At 64.8% G+C, this 17,947-nt stretch carries 16 protein-coding genes; 4 read left to right on the top strand and 12 right to left on the bottom strand.

Annotation, left to right across the window (positions count from 1 at the left end; genetic code table 11):
* Nucleotides 1-58 precede the first annotated feature (58 nt).
* Complete coding sequence (locus AHA_RS05230) at nt 59-1,918, top strand: peptidase U32 family protein (RefSeq protein WP_011704972.1); 1,860 nt, start codon at nt 59-61, stop codon at nt 1,916-1,918.
* 88 nt (nt 1,919-2,006) lie between these two features.
* Nucleotides 2,007-2,669, top strand: a complete 663-nt coding sequence (locus AHA_RS05235; RefSeq protein ID WP_011704973.1) for a class I SAM-dependent methyltransferase — start codon at nt 2,007-2,009, stop codon at nt 2,667-2,669.
* Between the two features lie 15 nt (nt 2,670-2,684).
* Here AHA_RS05235 and AHA_RS05240 read toward each other — a convergent pair whose 3' ends face one another.
* Nucleotides 2,685-3,161, bottom strand: coding sequence for a methylated-DNA--[protein]-cysteine S-methyltransferase (locus tag AHA_RS05240; RefSeq protein ID WP_011704974.1), 477 nt, complete (start codon nt 3,159-3,161; stop codon nt 2,685-2,687).
* Complete coding sequence (locus AHA_RS05245) at nt 3,158-4,723, bottom strand: AlkA N-terminal domain-containing protein (RefSeq protein ID WP_011704975.1); 1,566 nt, start codon at nt 4,721-4,723, stop codon at nt 3,158-3,160. The genes AHA_RS05240 and AHA_RS05245 overlap by 4 nt, the downstream gene beginning before the upstream one ends.
* Nucleotides 4,724-4,932: 209 nt before the next feature.
* On the opposite strand from AHA_RS05245, the gene AHA_RS05250 reads away from it, so the two are divergent.
* Entirely contained in the window at nt 4,933-5,334 is a 402-nt protein-coding gene (locus AHA_RS05250) for a VOC family protein (protein WP_005303759.1), read from the top strand.
* Between the two features lie 69 nt (nt 5,335-5,403).
* Here AHA_RS05250 and AHA_RS05255 read toward each other — a convergent pair whose 3' ends face one another.
* From AHA_RS05255 to AHA_RS05270, 4 genes are all read right to left on the bottom strand, one after another.
* A complete protein-coding gene (locus tag AHA_RS05255; protein ID WP_164927560.1) occupies nt 5,404-6,882 on the bottom strand; it encodes a carboxypeptidase M32 in 1,479 nt (492 codons plus the stop codon).
* Between the two features lie 133 nt (nt 6,883-7,015).
* Nucleotides 7,016-7,597 carry a DNA endonuclease SmrA gene (smrA, locus tag AHA_RS05260; protein WP_011704977.1) on the bottom strand — a complete coding sequence of 194 codons (582 nt, stop codon included), beginning with the start codon at nt 7,595-7,597 and terminating at the stop codon, nt 7,016-7,018.
* A 153-nt stretch (nt 7,598-7,750) separates the two neighbouring features.
* Entirely contained in the window at nt 7,751-7,936 is a 186-nt protein-coding gene (locus AHA_RS05265) for a DUF3149 domain-containing protein (RefSeq protein ID WP_011704978.1), read from the bottom strand.
* A gap of 132 nt (nt 7,937-8,068) precedes the next feature.
* Entirely contained in the window at nt 8,069-8,962 is an 894-nt protein-coding gene (locus tag AHA_RS05270; protein ID WP_011704979.1) for a TraB/GumN family protein, read from the bottom strand.
* 87 nt (nt 8,963-9,049) lie between these two features.
* Here AHA_RS05270 and AHA_RS05275 point away from each other — a divergent pair, with 87 nt between their 5' ends.
* The gene (locus tag AHA_RS05275; RefSeq protein ID WP_039215483.1) at nt 9,050-9,382 is read left to right on the top strand and encodes a DUF1904 family protein; all 333 of its coding nucleotides are present in this window, start codon (nt 9,050-9,052) and stop codon (nt 9,380-9,382) included.
* A gap of 167 nt (nt 9,383-9,549) precedes the next feature.
* Here the strand turns inward: AHA_RS05275 and AHA_RS05280 are convergent, their stop codons facing one another.
* The 6 genes from AHA_RS05280 to denD all read right to left on the bottom strand — a co-directional run bounded on the left by AHA_RS05280 (nt 9,550) and on the right by denD (nt 17,937).
* A complete protein-coding gene (locus tag AHA_RS05280) occupies nt 9,550-10,377 on the bottom strand; it encodes an SDR family oxidoreductase (RefSeq protein ID WP_011704980.1) in 828 nt (275 codons plus the stop codon).
* Nucleotides 10,378-10,495: 118 nt separating this feature from the next.
* Nucleotides 10,496-11,941: an OprD family outer membrane porin gene (locus AHA_RS05285; RefSeq protein WP_011704981.1), complete on the bottom strand. Its 1,446-nt coding sequence runs from the start codon at nt 11,939-11,941 to the stop codon at nt 10,496-10,498.
* 506 nt (nt 11,942-12,447) lie between these two features.
* Entirely contained in the window at nt 12,448-14,385 is a 1,938-nt protein-coding gene (locus AHA_RS05290) for a methyl-accepting chemotaxis protein (protein WP_011704982.1), read from the bottom strand.
* Nucleotides 14,386-14,502: 117 nt separating this feature from the next.
* Complete coding sequence (locus AHA_RS05295) at nt 14,503-15,399, bottom strand: DMT family transporter (RefSeq protein WP_011704983.1); 897 nt, start codon at nt 15,397-15,399, stop codon at nt 14,503-14,505.
* A 94-nt stretch (nt 15,400-15,493) separates the two neighbouring features.
* Complete coding sequence (locus AHA_RS05300; protein ID WP_011704984.1) at nt 15,494-16,996, bottom strand: GntP family permease; 1,503 nt, start codon at nt 16,994-16,996, stop codon at nt 15,494-15,496.
* Nucleotides 16,993-17,937, bottom strand: coding sequence for a D-erythronate dehydrogenase (gene denD / locus AHA_RS05305; RefSeq protein ID WP_011704985.1), 945 nt, complete (start codon nt 17,935-17,937; stop codon nt 16,993-16,995). The genes AHA_RS05300 and denD overlap by 4 nt, the downstream gene beginning before the upstream one ends.
* Nucleotides 17,938-17,947: the final 10 nt, after the last annotated feature.

Below are 17,947 nucleotides of genomic sequence, written 5' to 3' on the forward strand. Positions count from 1 at the left end.
GGAGGGTGGCAATGCCATAGAGTGGCGCCCATTTGCTGTCCGCCCTGATCCCGAGACCATGCACCAGAACAAGCACCCGTTAAGCCACAACAACCGATTGGAGCTGCTGGCTCCGGCCAAGAACCTCGCCTACGGCATCGAAGCCATCAACCACGGTGCCGATGCCGTCTACATGGGCGGCCCCGCCTTTGGCGCCCGCAGCGCGGCGGGCAACTCCCTCGAGGATATCGAAGCGCTGGCGCGCCATGCCCATCGCTTCGGTGCCCAGGTCTTTGTCGCCTTCAACACCCTGCTGCACGATCACGAACTGGAGCAGGCCCGGCGGCTGACTCACCAGATCTACGAGGCGGGGGCCGATGCGCTGATCGTCCAGGACATGGGGTTGCTGGCGCTCGATTTGCCCCCCATTGCGCTCCATGCCAGTACCCAGACCGACAACCGTACCCCGGAGAAGGTGAAATTCCTGCAGGATGTGGGCTTCTCCCAGGTGGTGCTGGCGCGCGAGCTGTCCCTTGCGCAGATCCGCGAGATAAGCGCCACGACCAATGTGCAGCTGGAGTTCTTTATCCACGGGGCGCTCTGCGTCTCCTACAGCGGTCAGTGCAACATCAGCCATGCCCGGACCGGCCGCAGCGCCAACCGTGGCGAATGTGCCCAGCTCTGTCGCCTGCCCTGCTCGCTGCAAAAGCCGGATGGCCAGGTGTTGGTGGCGGACAGCCACCTGCTCTCCCTCAAGGACATGGATCAGACCGACAACCTGGAGGCGCTGATCGAGGCGGGGATCCGCTCCTTCAAGATTGAAGGGCGTCTCAAGGGGCTCGATTACGTCAAGAACGTCACCGCCTGGTATCGGCAGAAACTCGATGCCATTCTGGATAGCCGCAGCGATCTGGTGGCCTCCTCGGCCGGCCGTTGCAGCTACAGCTTCACGCCTGATCCCAAAAAGAGCTTCAACCGCGGCAGCACCGATTACTTCCTCCATGGTCGCCAGCAGGGGATCGACTCCACCAAGAGCCCGAAATATGTGGGCGAGCCGCTGGGCCGGGTCACCAGAGTCACTAAGGATGGCATCGAGATAGATGGCAAGCCCGTGAGCCTCAACAACGGCGATGGCCTTGGCTTCTTCAAGCCGAACAACGAGCTGGTAGGGATGCGCCTCAACAAGGTGGAAGGTAAGCAGTTACTCCTGTCAGAGCGCATGCCGGGCTTGAAGGTAGGCACCGAAATCTACCGCAACCACGATCAGGCATTCAGCAAGGTGCTGGAGAAGACCAGCGCCGATCGCCGCATCCGGGTCGATATGGTGCTTGCAGAGTGCGATGAGGGCTTGCGCCTCACGCTTACCGACGAGCAGGGCATCAGTGCCGCCGTCGCGCTTCTCTGCGACAAACAGCCTGCCGACAACCCGGAGCGGGCGCTGCAACAGGCGCGCGACCAACTTGGTAAACTCGGCAATACCCTGTTTGTGGCGCGCAAGGTTGAGTTGGCGTTTACTCACCCATTATTCATCGCCGCATCGATGCTCAACGGCTTGCGCCGGGAGGGTATCGCCGCGCTGGAGGCTGCCCGTCTGGCCAGCTACCAGCGCCCCGAGCGGCGCATCGCGCTGCGGGATATCCACTATCCCCAGCACCGTCTCTCCTATCTTGGCAACGTGCTGAACAGCGCGGCCGAACAGTTCTTCCGCGAGCACGGGGTGGAGCGCATAGCGCCCGCTTATGAGGCGAACAAGGAGGAGCGGGAAGTGGTGCTGATGATCACCAAACACTGTATCCGCTACAGCCAGAACCTCTGCCCGAACGAGGTGCCGGGCCTCAAGGCCGAGCCGCTGGAGCTCAAGATGGGCAAGGACACCTTCCGCCTGCGTTTTGACTGCCACCGCTGCGAAATGCATGTGATGGGGAGTTTGAAGTGTTGATGAAGCTCACCTCTCCCAACATCTGATGCTTTACCTTCTCCCAGCGGCAGGCTCTATCAAGGAGTTTTCACTGGGAGGAGAGGCGAGGATGACGCGATTCAATGGAGAGGGGGCGCTGGATTATGATCTGCGCATTACCCGATTGGTGCCCGGTTATGAGCTGCTGCACCAGCTCAGCGCGTCCCAATTGATGGGACGGCTTGGGCCGGAGGCACGCGTTCTGCTGGTGGGAGTCGGCACGGGCAGCGAACTGCTGTTGCTGGGCAGCCTGTGTCCCCGCTGGCAGTTCATTGCCCAGGACATATCCGCCGACATGCTGGCGCAGGCCAGAAGGCAAGCCGAGCAGGCGGGGATGGCGGCGCGGATCACATGGTGGGAGGGGCCGTTGCCGGCCGACAGCATGGCGTGTGACGGTGCACTCTGTCTGCTGGTGCTGCACTTTCTGCCGCAGGAACACAAGGCGGCACTGCTCGCCGACATCGCCCGCCAGCTCAGGCGCGGTGCCCCTCTGTTGCTGGCCGACCTGATGGCTGCGCAAGACGATGACGAGCGCGCCGTGATGGGGCTGCACGCGCACCGTGCCGGTCTGCCTCGGAGCGCCAGCGAACAGATGGTACTGCGCCTGGCACAGGACTTCTTTCCCCTCGATGAGAAACAGACCCGGCACCTGTTGCAGGCGGCGGGCTTTGGCGTTGGTCGGCGCTATTTTCAGGCGCTCGGGTTCCATGGCTGGCTGGCCGAGCGCCTGTGAGTGGGCGCGGTGTCGTCAACCAGAGATACCCTCCAGCGTGAGCAGCGCCTGCTTGATGGGCAATCCCCCCGCATAGCCGGTCAGGCTGCCGTTCTGGCCGATCACCCGGTGGCAGGGGATGATGATCGAGAGCGGGTTGCGGCCGTTGGCGGCACCCACTGCCCGCACCGCATTGGGCTTGCCGATGGCGCGGGCGATGTCGCTGTAGCTGCGGGTCTCGCCGTAGGGGATGTCGCACAGCGCCTGCCAGACCGCTTGCTGAAACGCCGTGCCTCTTGGTGCGAGCGGCAGGGTGAAGCGTTGCAGACGGCCGGCAAAGTAGGCCTCAAATTGTGCGAGAAAAGGGGCCAGCGCCGTCTTGTCCTGTTGCCAGCCACTCATGTCGGGCAGTGCGCGCAGTCCCGCCACGAAGTCCACGTGCAGCAGGCCGTGCTCGTCGATGGCTACCAGCAGATCGCCGCAGCGGCTGGGCAAGATATCGTAGCAGATCATGGGGTTGTCTCCTCTGCTTGGTTGTCGCTTGCTGCGCGGCCTGGTGCCGACTCGGTCAGCAGAGCCGGCTCTTCACTCATTGCATGCCACAGCCAGCTCGCCGCGTAGCCGCGCCAGGGCCGCCACCTTTCGCTGTGGGCCAATACCGCTTTTACCGGCAACTTGGTGCCGCCCCCCAGCGCCTTCAGTAGCACCAGATCCGAGGCGGGGAAGGCATCCGGGTCCAGTCCGCAGCGCAGCCGCCAGTAGGCGACCGTCCAGGGGCCGATACCGGGCAGTGCCAGCAGTTGTTCATCGCTAGCGCTGATCAGGCTCAACTCGCCGCTGGCCAGCGCCTGTGCCAGCCCCTGCAGCGTTCTGATCCGGCTGCCGGGCATGCCGATACCGTCCAGATTGAGTTCGCACAGCTGGGCAGGGGTGGGCAACTGCGCCATCCCGAATTGCGCCTCGGTGCGCGCCACCAGCCGTCCGAGTATGGTGATGGCCCCCTTGACCGATACCTGCTGGCCGACGATGGCACGCAGCATCACCTCGTACTCATCCCAGCCGGCGGGCAGCCTAACCCCCGGCCAGCGCGCCTGCAGGCTCGCCAGCAGCGGATCCTGCCCGAGCCGCGCACCGATGCGCTGCATGTCGGCATCGAGATCCCACATCCGGCGCACCCGATACAGCAGATCCGGCAGCGCGGCGGGCGGCAAATCATGGACGCTGAGCAGCAGGCTGTGCCCCTTGCCCTGGCTGATGCGCACCCGCGCGACCTGATCGCCGACCCGGTGCCAGCGTTCATAGACCTCGCCATCTACCCGCTCCAGCCCCGGAATGGCGCGCAGCCGGTAGAACGCCAGCATGGCCGCCACGTCGTACGGGGGGCGGTAGGGCAGTTGCAACGTGAGCATTGCCCCCTCCTCGGTCTGTGGTTCAGCTTGCGTCAGGGCGGCGTCGTCGCCGGTTGACTCGCTCTGACGGCGCAGCGCCCGCGGCGCCAGCCCGTATGCTTGCTGCCAGGCGTCGTTGAAGCGGCGAATGCTGGCAAAGCCCGCCGCAAACGCGATGTCGGTGATGGGCAGCCGGGTTTCGGTCAACAGCCGCTTGGCGAGCAGCAGCCGGCGCGTCTGCTCCACTTGTTTCGGCGAGGCGCCGAGGTGCTGCTCGAACTGGCGGCGCAGCGTGCGCTCACTGATGCCGGCCTGTTCCGCCAGCGTGGTGAGCGAGCCTTCCGCCAGCTCGCCGCGATCGATCCGGGATAACAGGCGCGCCAGCGTCGGCGGCAGATCGCCGGGGGCGGCGGGCGCGAGCTCCGGCCGGCAGCGCAGGCAGGGACGTAGGCCGTGCTGCTCCGCTGCGGCGGCGCTTTGGAAGTAGCGCACGTTGTGCTCGTGTGGCGGCCGCGCCGGACAAACAGGCCGGCAGTAGATGCCGGTGGAGAGCACGCCGGTAAAGAAGCGGCCGTCGAAGCGCGCATCGCGGGCCAGGCGGGCGGCATGGCACTGCTCGGCGCTGAGCGGCAGGCCTGCCTCATCCCCTGTGGTCGGCGACATCGTCATGGCGTGATCTGTTGGCATCGGTGGCTCCTTGCGCCGAAAACGGGGTGGGCGCGGCGGCCCGGATGAGTGAGAGACTAAGCAGGAACGAAGACGATGACTAGCCAGAAACGGACAGCAATTGAAATAAAACCGAGGCCGCGCCCGCGACTGCAGGGTATGAAAAACAGATCGGTTTGGCGGGGCAAGTGTGCGAATCTGGGATAACAACATCCAAGGAGGAGAGAGCCATGCCAGGACCCGCACGTGCCGGCGCCCTGATCTATGCCAGGGATCCCGGCCTGCTGAGCCACTTTTATCGCACCCTGCTGCAGATGGAGATCCGCAGCCAGAGTGACGAGCTGATCGTGCAGGAAAACGCCGACATCCAGCTGTTGCTGCACGCAATCCCCGCTCCCTATGCCGAGCAGGTGGTCATCACCACGCCGCCGCAGCTGCGCGAGCAGGGCGCCATCAAGCTGTTCTTTACCGTGCCGAGCCTCGCCTGGGCGGAGGCGAAAGCGGCCGATCTCGGCGGCGGCTTGCTGCCGCAGCAGTGGTCCGGTCCCGGTTTCGTGGTGCGCAATGCGTTCGACCCCGAGGGCAACATCCTGCAGCTGCGCGAGTTCATCGGCGTGCCGGACGGGCGCTGATGCGCCGCGTTGCCATGAAAAACGGGGCCGCGAGGCCCCGTTTGTTATCTGCTGGCGGGCGCGCTGGCCCTACTTCAGATAGCGCTGCTCCAGATGGCGGCGCAGCCAGTGCGGATTCAGCGCCTCGCCGGTGGCGCGGCTGACCAGCTCGTCCGTGCCATAGCGGCTGCCCTGGGACCAGATGTGGCGGCCCAGCCAGGCGAAGATCTCCGGCAGGCGGCCCGCCGCGATCAGTTCGCCCATGTTGCCGAGCTCCCGCTCGAGCGCGAAGCGCAGCTGCGCCGCGTACATGGCGCCGAGCGTGTAGCTCGGGAAGTAGCCGAACGAGCCGTCGGTCCAGTGAATGTCCTGCATGCAGCCATTCTGGTAGTTGCCCTGGGTGGAGAGCCCCAGCCACTGCTGCATCTTGGCGTCCCACAGGGCGGGAATGTCTGCCACCTCGATGCGCCCCTCGATAAGGTCGCGCTCCAGCTCGTAGCGTAGGATGACGTGGGCCGGGTAGGTCACCTCGTCCGCATCGACCCGGATAAAGCCGGGTTCGACCCGATTGTAGAGCTTGACCAGGTTCGTCGGCGCCAACGCCGCTTGCTCGCCGAAGTGGGCGCGAATGTGCGGCGCCAGCAGCGTGAGGAAGGCGGGATCATGGCCGAGCTGCATCTCGCAGAACAGGCTCTGGCTCTCGTGAATGCCCATGGAGCGGGCCTCGGCCACCGGCTGGCCCAGCAACTGGCGTGGCAGGCCCTGCTCGTAACGGGCGTGACCGGTTTCGTGGACTATGCCCATCAGGCTGGAGACGAACTCCTGTTCGTTGTAGCGCGTGGTGATGCGCACGTCGGTCGGCACCCCGCCGCAGAACGGGTGGCTGCTCACATCGAGCCGGCCGTGGGCAAAATCGAAGCCGAGCAGCCCCATCACCTGCTGGCCGAGCGCCTGCTGGGCGGCGATGGGGAAGGGGCCTTGCGGGATCAGCACGGATTCGCGCTTTTGCTGCTCGCTCACGGTCTGGATCAGGTTTGGCAGCCAGCCGGTCAGATCGCCGAAGATCTCGTCGAGCCGGGCGCTGGTCATGCCCGGCTCATAGAGCGCCAACATGGCGTCGTAGGGGCGTACCCCCAGTGCGTCGGCACGCAGGCGAGCCACCTCGCGCGAGAGCGTCACCACCTCGGTGAGGTTGGGGGCAAAGCCCGCCCAGTCGTTCTCCTTGCGCTGGCGGCGCCAGGCGTGCTCGCACTTGCTGCCGGCGAGCGACAGCGCCTCCACGAGATCCCCGGGCAGCAGGCTTGCATCCTGCCAGTGGCGCTTGATTTCGCGCAGGTTGGCGCGCTGGATCTCGTCCAGCGGCTCGCTCTCGGCCTTGGCAATCCAGTCGCCCAGCTCGGGGGCGGTGCGCTTGTGGTGGATCAGCAGCCCCAGTTCGGCCATGGCCTCGGCGCGGGCTTCGTTGCCCCCCTCCGGCATCATGGCGGCCTGATCCCAGCCACAGATGGCCGAGAGGTGGGAGAGCCGGTGCAGCTGTTGCTGATGTTGTTCAAGTTTTTGATATGACATGGGATTGTCCTTGTTATCGTCCCTGATGGCGTACACCCCGTACCTGGCATGCTCGGGGCCGATCGATGCTAGCACTGCCCTCGTGCGTTTTACCACCCTGGCTTAGGATGACTGACCAGATGACGGGCGCTGGCTAGCCGAGCCGTTTCTGATGGCGTTCGCGGTTCTCTGCCTTCTTGCGCTCGCTCTTGCGCAGCAGCACGTAGAGGGCCCCGCCGCCACCGTGGCGGCGCTCGGCGCTGTGCATGGCCATCACCGCCGGCAACTGTGGCAGCCAGGCGCTGACATAGCTTTTGAGCAGGGCGCGCGGCGTGCTGCGTTCCCCCTTGCCGTGCAGGATCAGCAGGCAGCGGATGTCGCGCAGTTCGCAATCCGCAATGAACTGCACCAGGCTCTGGCGCGCTTCGTTCAGGGTCTTCTGGTGCAGGTCTAGGCTCGCCTGCAGCTCGTATTTGCCGAGTCGCAGCTTCTTGTAGACCCCCTCCTGCACCCCGTCTCGCTTGAAGCCGACGATGGCGTGGGGGTCGAGCATCTCGACTGCCTCCATGCTGAGGTGATCCAGGGCGAGTTGTTCGGCGGTGGCGGCCTGGCGCCGCGCCAGCTGGGCGTCGGTCGGGTTGCTGCCCGCCGTCTGGAGGCGGATATGGTCGTTGCGAATGGGGCGCACGTCGGCCACTTCATTGCGAAACAGTGAGAGTTCGTCGTTATGAGACACGGCAGGCTCCCCGCAGGTGGAATGAGCGGCCATTATAGCGGGCGGGGGCGGATCTGAAAGTGGCGGGCGCGCTGGTGGCGCTGGGTTGCTCAGCCCGTGAGCAAAGGGGAGGCGAGGGCGGGATCAGGCGATCAGGGATCGCCTGACGCAGGCTTATTGGCCCTCTTTCGGCGGCTTGGCGTTCATCACCTTGTAGATGAAATAGGCCGCGTAGGAACTGATCAGCAGGAAGGTACCGATAATCACCAACATGGACATCAGTCCCACGCTGTTGCCGAACATCAGGTTCATCCAAAATTCCATCTCATGCACTCCAGTCATCCCATTGATGACAGGCATGATAGATACCTCTTTGGGAGCAAAGAGATGATCTCGATCAAGTCCTCTTGTGGTTATTAAATCGGCAGCCGGTTCTGTGAGCGCCCTCCCATATCAAGACCCTGACGGGGCCGATGTGGCCCCGCCTGCGCCTTATTGGCGGGCCTGCTTGCGCGGACCCGGCTCGGTGAGCGGGGTGATGCGCCAGCCCTGCTGCTCCAGCAAGGCGAGCAAGCCCTGGTCGCCGTAAAGATGCAGCGCCCCTACCACGATGAAGCTCTCGTTCGGCAGGGTGGACCATTTCTTCAGCCAGTTGTGGTTGCGCTCCGCCAGCAGGGTCTGCTCCAGCCAGGCCTGCAGCTTGGGTGGCGCCATTTCCGATTTGAGCAGGTTGATGAGGGTCGCCTCGTCCCCCTCTTCCCACGCCTTCATCACCTCGCGAAAGCCGCGCTCGAGTTCGGGCAGCTCATCCAGGGTGCTCTCCAGCATCAGGGTCTGGTTGTCACCGACGCTGGCGAGGTAGCCGAGCTGCTCGAGCAGGGTCTCGAAGCCGATGATGGGCTTGCCGCTGTCGCCGGCCTGTTTGGCGAAGTGCTGATCCACCCCGAGCGCGCTGCGAAAATCGGTGCGCTCCAGCGCCGCCTGGGTGAGGGTGATGGCGGCAAACCAGGGGCGCAGCGGGGCCAGCATGTTCTCGGTCAGGCCGTTCTGGCCGGCGGCGATGATGGTGCGCCGGTAGAGATCGAGCGGCACGTGCTCCTTGAGGGTCTTGCCGTCCACCAGCCGGGTGATGGCCCCCATCTCCTGCCACTGCTGCTGGCTGATGTGGGTCAGGTCGACCTCCAGCACCAAGGCGCGGCTCTGCAGCCAGGCTCGCTCGATGGGGTCGGGCAGCGGATAGAGCGAGGGCTTGCCCGCGTGGATGGAGCCCAGCAGCCAGTGCTGCTGATCGCCCTTGCTGACCTTATAGAAGGCGGGGTCGGCAAAGGCGCTCAGCGGCAGCAGCAGGCAGAGCAGGAAGGGGAGCAGCAGGCGATGGAGTCTCATGGGGCACCTTATGTCAGCGGATGGCTTCTCTTCGTCACAATAACCCCTATGATAAGTCCTCATTTGTCACAGCCAAGAGGTTTTCCCATGCCCCACCTTCGTTTTCGGGCCGTCTCCGTCGACACCCTCAAGCAGATAAGCGCCCCCCTGCTGGCGGATCTCTGTGCCCTCACCGGGGGCAAACCGGAGTTCGTCACCCTGGAGAGCATCGACAGCCACTGGGTGCGCGAGGGGGAGGTCGAGGCCGGCTTTCCGTTCGTCGAGCTGGTCTGGTTCGAACGCCCGCAGGAGCTGCAGGACGCAGCCGCGGCGCTGATCACTCGCCACCTGAAAGCGGTGCTGGGGGAGCAGACCTATGTGGTGGTGCAGGTGCTGCCCATCGTCAAGAGCTGCTATTACAGCAACGGCCAGCACTACTGAGCGGGGACTGCCAGGGATGGCGGCTTGGCTGATTCAAGCCACTCTGGTGCTGTACTCTGGTGCCGGTTGGTGGGGATGAGACGAGAGGCGACGACGCTCGTCGTCACTCCTTGTTCCTTGCAGCAGGCTGCTTGTTGTGGGTACGCCGGGTGGCGAAGTGGTCGCCGTCAGGCCGACTTGGCGAGGATCCGGTCGAGCAGGCGACTGGGCAACAGGCGGCGCAGCACCCCGAACAGCCGGGTCGGGAAGGTGACCGGGTAGCGGTGTTTGGGGCGCGGGCTGCCGAGTGCGTGCAGCAGCGGCGCAATGCAGGCCTCGCTTGGCAGGGTAAAACCGCGGGCACCCCCTTCACGCTCCAGCCGGCTCAGGGTCTGCTGGTAAGCGGCCTGATGGCGGCTGGTGGCGGGCTCTATGTGGCGCAGGAAGGCGGCGCGGGCATTGGCCCGAAAGCGGGTGTCAATGGGGCCTGGCTCGATCAGGCTGATCTGCACGCCGCTGCCGGCCAGCTCCAGGCGCAGGGTATCGGTATACCCTTCCAGCGCGAACTTGCTGGCGTTGTAGGCGCCGCGAAACTTCATGGCTACCAGCCCCAGCACCGAGCTGTTCTGCACGATGCGCCCCTCGCCAGCCGCCAGCATGGCCGGCAGCAGCTGACGGATGAGGTGGTGCCAGCCGAACAGATTGATGTCGAACTGTTCGCGCAGCGCCTGGGTGGGCAAATCCTCCAGCGCGCCGGGCTGGCCGTAGGCGCCGTTGTTGAACAGGCCATAGAGGCGGCCGCCGGCCAGTGCCTGCGCCTCGGCCGCACCCCGCTCTATGCTGGCCTCGTTGGCCAGATCCAGCTCGACCGCCAGCAAACCCAGCTGGCGCAGCTGCGCCACGTCCTCGGCCTTCCGGGCGGAGGCGATGACGGTGTAGCCGTGCTGGCCGAGCGCCTTGGCGGCGGCCAGGCCGATGCCGCTGGAGCAGCCGGTGATCAGAACGAAGCGGGACATGGGCGCATCCTTGTGTGACGAGGCAGGCAGAAGCGCCTGCGGTTTTGCATGTTAACCCGCTGATCAGAAAAAAGAAAACCGGGCCAATCGGCCCGGTTTGCTAACTTCAACCACCTGCTTACAGGATGGTGAACGGCATGATGATGTGGAACTTGACGTCTTTCTCGGAGGCGAAGATGTTGGGGTATTCGGTCCAACCGCCGCTCTGGCTGATGTCGTTGTTGTAATCGGTGTAGTGCAGCTTGAACAGGGTGCCCTTCAGCTTGCCATCCTGCACTGTGTACATGACGTCGAAGTTGGCTGCCCATTCGGTATCTTCACCGTTGGTGGCCTTGGTGCCGTCGCCTTTCTGGATATCCCAGCCGTAGGCACCGGAGACACCGACGGACCAGCCAGGTGCACCCACCAGGTCATCCAGGGAACGGGTCACGCCGAAGTAGAGCGCTTTCTCGTTGTTGGCGTTCCAGTCGGAGCGGGAGTCCCACCAGATTTCGTTCGCGCCCTGGGAGTTGCCGTAACCACGGGTCAGACGGGGCAGGTAGTTGCCTTCGTTACCCTCGGCCTTGGTCCACAGACCTTCCAGACGGAAGCCGTACGGGCCCATGCCCCAGGCGGCGGTCAGCGCTTGCTGCCATGCCAGACCATCGTAAGTCTCGATGTCGGCACCACCCTTCTGATAGGTCTTGGTGTCGGAACCGTAGAACTGGTAGCTGGTGGAGAGGCCGTTCAGCACGTCGAATTTATGGGCCAGCTTGAAGTGGTAGCTGTCCATGTAGTTTTCGGAGTTACCGTAGGAACCGGTGATGGCGGTGCCGTTCTCGAAGGTGTAACGGGCGGCGACACCCTGGATGTAGTCGATGACGTTTTCATCGGCGAACGGATCCATCCATGCCTTGGCACGGGAGAACTTCTGGGTCTCTTTGTACCAGGGAGATTTGTACTCGTCGGCGATGGCGTAGGTCAGGTAGAGGCCACCGAAGTTACCCTCGATCTGGCCACCGCGGTAGGTACCCGGCTGATAGGACCAGTTCACGCCGATCACGCCCGGTACGTAGAGCTGGGTCAGACCACCCTTGGCGGTGAGGGCACCGTCCAGCGCCTTGAATTTCAGCGAGGCGTTGGCCAGGCTGAAGCCGCCTTCCGGGGAGCCGTCCTTGTAGTTTTCGCCCCATTTGTTGCCGGCGAAGGAGAATTCGTTCTCCTGGTTGACCGGGTGGTTCTCGGTCACGGCCAGGTCATAGGCACCGAAACCGCCTACATCGATACCCACCACGTCCCAGGCGTAGCCGGAGTTGAAGTTCAGGGAGGCCTGGGTGGTGGCGTGGCTCAGGTTGGACTGGTACTTGCCTTCTTTGTTCTTGGCAGTGGGGTCGCCGTCGATACGCTGACGATCACGCTGGAAGTAGAAGAGGCCACCGTTGAGTTTGCCTTCTTCATAGAATTTGCTGGCGGCGGCTGCATAGGTGGGGCCGGCTTCGTCGGCAGCCAACACCATACCGGGGGCGAGCATGGCAGCAACGATGGCTGCGCTCAATGCGGCACGTTTGAAGATCACTTTTTCCATTTTGTATTGCTCCTGATTTTATGGACTTAGCTTTTTTGTCCGGCAGTCAGGCAAGCGCCCGCCGCTCGGTATTGGCATTGCAATCAAGACCCCGAAGGGCAAAAAGTTCGAGTATGTCGGCTGCGGCCGCGACGTCTTGGCACATCTGCGGTGGTGCAGTTCTGTTCATCACATATTTTGTTTTTTTGTGTTCCGATCCTTGGCTATCGGACAATCCAAGAGTACGTTCGCGGTGCGAAATATCAATGGAAAGTTCCCACCAAGTTTCAAAAATATGACCGAGTGCAAATAATCATGACGCTTGCTGTGGACACTCCCAGCCCGCTGATATCGGTGATGACAACGTTTTCAGATGAAATTGCTGGCCGATCCGGACGGATCGCACTGTGCAGAGGGATCTTTCTTCGTTAACCAGCGGATAACAGATAATTTTGTGCCACAAAAAAAGATAAACCCCTGCGCGATGGCAGGGGCCGGGTAGGGGGCGCCGGCTAAACCGGCGCGGCTCAGGCCTGGTGACCGAGGATGCGCGGGATCTGGCTGGCCTGGTGGTGGATGTGCTCCGACACCTGCACCGAGAGGCGGCTGCCCTGGCGGGCGTGCTGGCTGATGCGGCCGATGAGATCGGCAAAACTGGCCAGCTTGTGCTCCTGGCTCTTGGCATTGTCGGCCCCCTGCAGGGCGATGACCGCCGTGCTGCGCGCCATCTCCCGCACCGCCTGAGTGGTCTGGCGCAGCTGCTCCGCCTGCTGGCGCTGGGCGGCGGCTTCTGCGGTGATCCGCGCCAGCACGGTGCCGAGCTGCTCCCCCGCCAGGGTCAGCCTGGTCAGGATCTCGGTGATCTGGCCAAGGGAGCGCTGGGTATCGGCGGAGAGGTGGCGCACCTCGTCGGCCACCACCGCAAAGCCGCGCCCCTGCTCGCCGGCCCGCGCCGCCTCGATGGCCGCGTTGAGCGCCAGCAGGTTGGTTTGCTGGGAGATGTGGCCAATCACGTCGACGATGGCGGTCACATCTTCCACCGAGCGCTTGAGCTGGTTCAGGGCGCCGCCACTCTCGTCGATGGCGAGCCCGGTCTGGGCGGTGGCCTGCAACATGCCGCCCACCAGCTGCTCGCTCTGGCTCATGGAGTGCTCGTTGTGCTGGGCGTGCTGCGCTATCTCGGCGGCCACCTGATGCACCTCGCCGGCCAGCTGGTTCAGCTCGCTCATCATCAGATCGCTCTCGTCCACCGCCTGCTCCGTGGTGCGGGTGCTGTGATGGATCTCCTGCACCTGGTTGACCATCCCCTGCAGGCTTTGCGACACCGCCGACAGCTGGCCCTCTTTCTGCTGCTGATCCTGCTGCAGCCGCAGGATGAGGCGGTTGTAGCTGGCGACGATGTCGGCCAGCTCGTTGCGCTCGCGCCCCTCTTGCAGGGTTTCGGCCTGCCCGGTCTCGTCGAGCTGCAGGAATGCCGCGCGCAGGCGCAGCAGCGGCCTGACCAGCCAGCGGCGCTGCACCAGCGCAAACAGCAGGGCGACCAGCACCAGACAGAGCGCCAAGCTGCCGAGGATGGCGGCTAGCCGCTGGTTGACCGCCTGGCGGACGGCGGCCAGTTCGCTGCCCATCTGGCCGGTGGCCTGCAGCATCTGGCCTATGTCTTGTTGCACCGCGAGACGGCCCGCCTGCTGCTGTTGCAGCGCCTTGCGGCTGTTCTCCAGCTCCTGCGGGTAGCGCTTGAGTAGCGAGAGCAGTTCGGCTTTGGGCTGCTCTCCGAGCTCCTTGCGCTCCGGTTCCCCCAAGGTGAATTCGTCGGCGGGGGGCACCTCGAACAGGCCGAGCGGCGGCAGGGCCGCCAACTGCTCGGCCTGTTTTTGCAGGGCTGCCAGCTCGAACTGCAACCCTTCCAGCAGCTTGGGGCTGGCCTGCTCCATGTAGTTCTGGCGCAGGTGAGCGAGCCCCGGCAGGGCCGCCAGCAGGTCGCCGGCCAGCTGACGATAGCGCTCGGCGCTGGCCGGGTCGCTCCCCGTCGCCCCTTGCTGGCCGTAACGCAGCAGCGCCCTGGCCTGATCGGTCAGCTCGTTCTCGGCATTTTGCAGCAGCCACTGGCTGTTGCCGGAGAGCTTGCCGGCCGCCAGATAGTCGCTGTCGATGCGCGCTCCCATCTGTTCGAGCAGGGTGCGCAACTGGGCCGTGAGCGCCACATCCTGCTGGGTGAGCTGGGCAAGCGCCTGCTTGCGCACCGCTTCGGCCTCGGTCAGCCGCAGCGGATCGCCGCTGGCGAGGTAGTCGCGCAGGGTGCCCTGCAAGGTGCCGGTGAGCCGCTGCTGCAGCCGTTCGTGCTGGTACTGGGCCTGCTCGGCCTGGTTGAGCTGTTGCCAGCCGTGCCAGAGGGCACCGACCTGCACGGCGGCGACCAGCAGCAGAGCGAGGGAAGAGAGGGAGGCGTAATGGGCAATTTTCACGGCAGCATTCCTGCTTGTTGAACCACGGCGATGGGCGTCGGCGTGAGCTTAAGCAGCAGAGATGGCGCTTTTATGACAGTCAGCCCGGCGGCCGGACTGACTGTCGAGGGGGCTGGCTTACGGCTGCGGTGCCGGGGCCTCCTGCTGCTGGCGGGCAGGGGGCTTGCCCAGCATGCCGAGCAGGGCGCCACCCATGATGAGAGCACCGGCCAGCAGGTGACGGGGGGTCAGCTGCTCGCCATTGAGCAGCACCAGCAGCAGCGTGCTCAGCAGCGGCGTCAGATAGGCCAGTGCCCCGATCCGGCGCGGGTCTCCGTCTCGCAGCGCCAGATACCAGGTGACGAAAGCCGCCCCCATGGGGCCGAGTGCCAACCCGATGATGAGGCCCCAGTCACCGGTCGGGATGCGGGCTACCGGCAGCGGTCCCTCCAGCAGCCAGGCCAGCAGCAGCGCCAGCAGTCCGGCGGGCAGACAGGCCGCCGCCGTCATCACAGCCGGGGCCGGTGGCAGCCGACGCGACAGCACCGAGTAGGCGCCCCAGATGATGGCGGCCCCCAACGCCAGCAGATAGCCCGGCAGATGGGCCTGTTGCAGCTGCAGCTCGCCGTTCACCATCACCAGCACCGAGCCGGCCAGGCCCTGGGCGCCGGCCAGCAGGTGACGACCGTGCAGCGGGTGGCCCGGCAGCAGCAATGGGGTGAACAAGATGATGCACAGCGGCCACAGGTAGTTGATGAGGTTCGCTTCCAGCACGGGGGCATGGCGAAAGCTCATGAACAGCAGCAGGTGATAGAGCAGCAGGGCGCTGATGGTCACCAGCCAGTTGACCGGGCGAGCCCGCCACTGACGCCAGAACGGCAGGGCTCCCATCCCGCAGAAAAACAGCACCAGCCCCACCAGCACCAGCGGCGACACGCTGGTGACCCGGGAGGTGAGCGCCGCCAGCGAGGCCCACAGCACTATGGTCAGCAGCGCCAGCCCGGTGGACTTGTCCCACCACGAAGCAGCAGACATCCAACACTCCTTTGCAGATGAATGAACAAAAGGAGGGCCAGTCTAGCAGACCGGCCCTCCCTGATGGCCATACCTCGGTGGTGTGGCGACGGGATTATTTGCTGTCGGCCACCGCGCTGCTGATGGCAGGCAACTGCTGGCGACGCACGCCCCAGATGATGAGCGCCAGTACCAGCAGGGGCAGCAAGGGATCAAACCAGGTGCCGCCAGAGCCAAACAGCAGGTTGAGCAGGGCGACGCCGGTGCCGCCGATGGCCCAGGCGATGGTGGTCGGGATGGACCAGACGATCATCTGCTGCTTCACGTCCGAGATCCCCATCATCCGGTTGACCACCCAGAACAGGCTGTCGTTGAAGTAGCCGAAGAAGAGCGACCCCATGGTGGCGGCCTGGGCGGCCAGCAGCATGTTGACCCCGGGGATCTGGGCCAGGATGGGGGCCGAGATGGAGGCCGCCGTCACCATGGCCACGGTGCCTGATCCCTGGATGAGGCGCACCAGGGTCGCCACGATGAAGGGGATCAGAATGGGGGAGATGGGCAGCAGGGCGATCTGCTCGGCCAGCTGCTGGCCTGCGCCACTGTCGCGCAGCACGGCCCCCAGTGCGCCGCCGGCACCGGTCACCAGCAATATGATGCCGGCCGACTGCAGCCCCTCTTCCAGGCGAGCGGCGGTGGCGTGCCTGTCCATGTGCGGTACTAGGGTGTAGACCGCCAGCAGCACGCTGATGGCGAGCGCGATGATGGGGGCGCCGATGAAGTTGATGCCCTGCACCAGCGGGTTCTCCATCAGGCCGTCCATCCCTTCCAGGGTGGCGAGGGTGGTGAAGATGGCCTTGAGGAAGATGAGCACGATGGGCACCAGGATTGGCAGCAGCGACAGGGTAAGGCTCGGAAGAGTCTTGCCCTCCTTCTCCTTGAGGTACTGCTCATAGGTGACCTGCAGCTCATCCGGGGTCTGGGCAGCCTGGGCGCCGAACTCGGGGTATTTCTTGTCGAGCCACTGGGCATAGAAGACGATGCCGAGCACGCAGGGGATGGCCAGGGCCATGCCGGTCAGCAGCATGGCGCCGATGTCCACCCCAAACAGGCCGGCCACACCGAGCGGGCCCGGGGTGGGCGGCACGGTATGGTGAGTCACCACCAGGCCGCCCGCCAGCGCCACCCCCAGGGTTAGCAGGGAGCGCTTGCCGCTTTTCGCCAGCGCCTTGGCGACCGGGTAGAGGATGACGAAGGCGGAATCCACGAAGATGGGGATGCTGACGATGTAGCCGGTGATGGCCAGCGCCCACTCCTCGCGGCGCTTGCCGAGCCACTTGATGAAGCTGTAGGCGATCTGCTCGGCAGCACCCGATACCTCCAGCAGGCGGCCCATCATGACCCCCAGGCCAATGACGATGCCGATGCTGCCAAGGGTGGAGCCAAAGCCCTGGGTGATGACGGTGAGGGTCTTGTCGATGCTCATGCCACCGGTGATCCCGGCGATGCAGGCCGCCGCCAGCATGGCGATCAGGGCGTGCACCCGGGTGCGGATGACCAGAAACACCAGCACGAAGACGGCGATGATGAGACCTATGATGGGGGTTGGGATGTCGCTCATGATGCCTCCTGCATGTCATGGGTGATAAAGCTGTCGATGATGTCGGCAAACGTCCTGTCTGCCATGAAACCGAGGGCGCTGGCGCGTTGGTTGTCGATGCGTCCCGGCCAGCTGGCCACGATGCGCTCGATGGCGGGATCGGCGGCAAACTGCACCCGATCCCGCGCCGCCTGGCCGCCCGCCTGGGTCAGCGCCGTCAGCATCTCGCCGACGGTGACGCTGATGCCGGGCAGGTTGATGCTGCGGGCATCCCCCCTTGGCAGGGTGGCGGCCAGCAGGAAGTTGGCGACCACGGTGGCGGGGCTGGAGAGCCAGAGGCGTAGATCCGGGCTCACCGGACATACAGTTACCTCTCCCTGCAGCGGCTCGCGGATGATGCTGCTGACAAACGACGAGGCGGCGCGGTTCGGCTTGCCCGGCCGCACGCAGATGGTGGGCAGGCGCAGCGCCAGGCCGTCGACGTAGCCCTTGCGGCTGTAGTCGTTGACCAATAGCTCCCCCATCGCCTTCTGGGTGCCGTAGGAGGAGGTCGGAGTGAGGGCGGTGCCGTCGTTCACCAGTTCCGGCAGCGGGCCGCCGTAGACGGCCAGCGAGCTGGTGAACACGAAGCGGATGCCCGGGCGGGCGTGACGGCACGCCTCCAGCAGGCTGCGGGTGGTGTCCAGGTTGACCTGCCAGCCCAGATCGAAATCTTGCTCAGCGTGGCTGCTGACGATAGCGGCAAGGTGATAGACGACGGTGGTGCGTTCGCTGATGAGGGACTCGGCCACTCCAGGGGCGGTCAGATCCGCCTGCAGGCAGCGTACCCGTGGGTCGGCCAGGGCTGGTGGCGCCTGAATGTCCACCAGCAGCAGCTCGCTGAAAGGTAAGGAACTGTGCAACAGGGCACGGGCTAGCTTCTGTCCCAGAAAGCCGCCTCCGCCGGTGATGATGATCTGCATCTTGCTATCC

Source organism: Aeromonas hydrophila subsp. hydrophila ATCC 7966 (genome assembly GCF_000014805.1).
GTDB classification, from domain to species: domain Bacteria; phylum Pseudomonadota; class Gammaproteobacteria; order Enterobacterales; family Aeromonadaceae; genus Aeromonas; species Aeromonas hydrophila.

What these genes read in the sequence shown, in the direction of transcription:
- AHA_RS05230 (WP_011704972.1), top strand. Translation starts at nt 59, where the DNA reads ATGCACCAGAACAAGCACCCGTTAAGCCACAACAACCGATTGGAGCTG.
- AHA_RS05235 (WP_011704973.1), top strand. Translation starts at nt 2,007, where the DNA reads ATGACGCGATTCAATGGAGAGGGGGCGCTGGATTATGATCTGCGCATT.
- AHA_RS05240 (WP_011704974.1), bottom strand. Translation starts at nt 3,161, where the DNA reads ATGATCTGCTACGATATCTTGCCCAGCCGCTGCGGCGATCTGCTGGTA.
- AHA_RS05245 (WP_011704975.1), bottom strand. Translation starts at nt 4,723, where the DNA reads ATGCCAACAGATCACGCCATGACGATGTCGCCGACCACAGGGGATGAG.
- AHA_RS05250 (WP_005303759.1), top strand. Translation starts at nt 4,933, where the DNA reads ATGCCAGGACCCGCACGTGCCGGCGCCCTGATCTATGCCAGGGATCCC.
- AHA_RS05255 (WP_164927560.1), bottom strand. Translation starts at nt 6,882, where the DNA reads ATGTCATATCAAAAACTTGAACAACATCAGCAACAGCTGCACCGGCTC.
- AHA_RS05265 (WP_011704978.1), bottom strand. Translation starts at nt 7,936, where the DNA reads ATGCCTGTCATCAATGGGATGACTGGAGTGCATGAGATGGAATTTTGG.
- AHA_RS05270 (WP_011704979.1), bottom strand. Translation starts at nt 8,962, where the DNA reads ATGAGACTCCATCGCCTGCTGCTCCCCTTCCTGCTCTGCCTGCTGCTG.
- AHA_RS05275 (WP_039215483.1), top strand. Translation starts at nt 9,050, where the DNA reads ATGCCCCACCTTCGTTTTCGGGCCGTCTCCGTCGACACCCTCAAGCAG.
- AHA_RS05280 (WP_011704980.1), bottom strand. Translation starts at nt 10,377, where the DNA reads ATGTCCCGCTTCGTTCTGATCACCGGCTGCTCCAGCGGCATCGGCCTG.
- AHA_RS05285 (WP_011704981.1), bottom strand. Translation starts at nt 11,941, where the DNA reads ATGGAAAAAGTGATCTTCAAACGTGCCGCATTGAGCGCAGCCATCGTT.
- AHA_RS05295 (WP_011704983.1), bottom strand. Translation starts at nt 15,399, where the DNA reads ATGTCTGCTGCTTCGTGGTGGGACAAGTCCACCGGGCTGGCGCTGCTG.
- AHA_RS05300 (WP_011704984.1), bottom strand. Translation starts at nt 16,996, where the DNA reads ATGAGCGACATCCCAACCCCCATCATAGGTCTCATCATCGCCGTCTTC.
- denD (WP_011704985.1), bottom strand. Translation starts at nt 17,937, where the DNA reads ATGCAGATCATCATCACCGGCGGAGGCGGCTTTCTGGGACAGAAGCTA.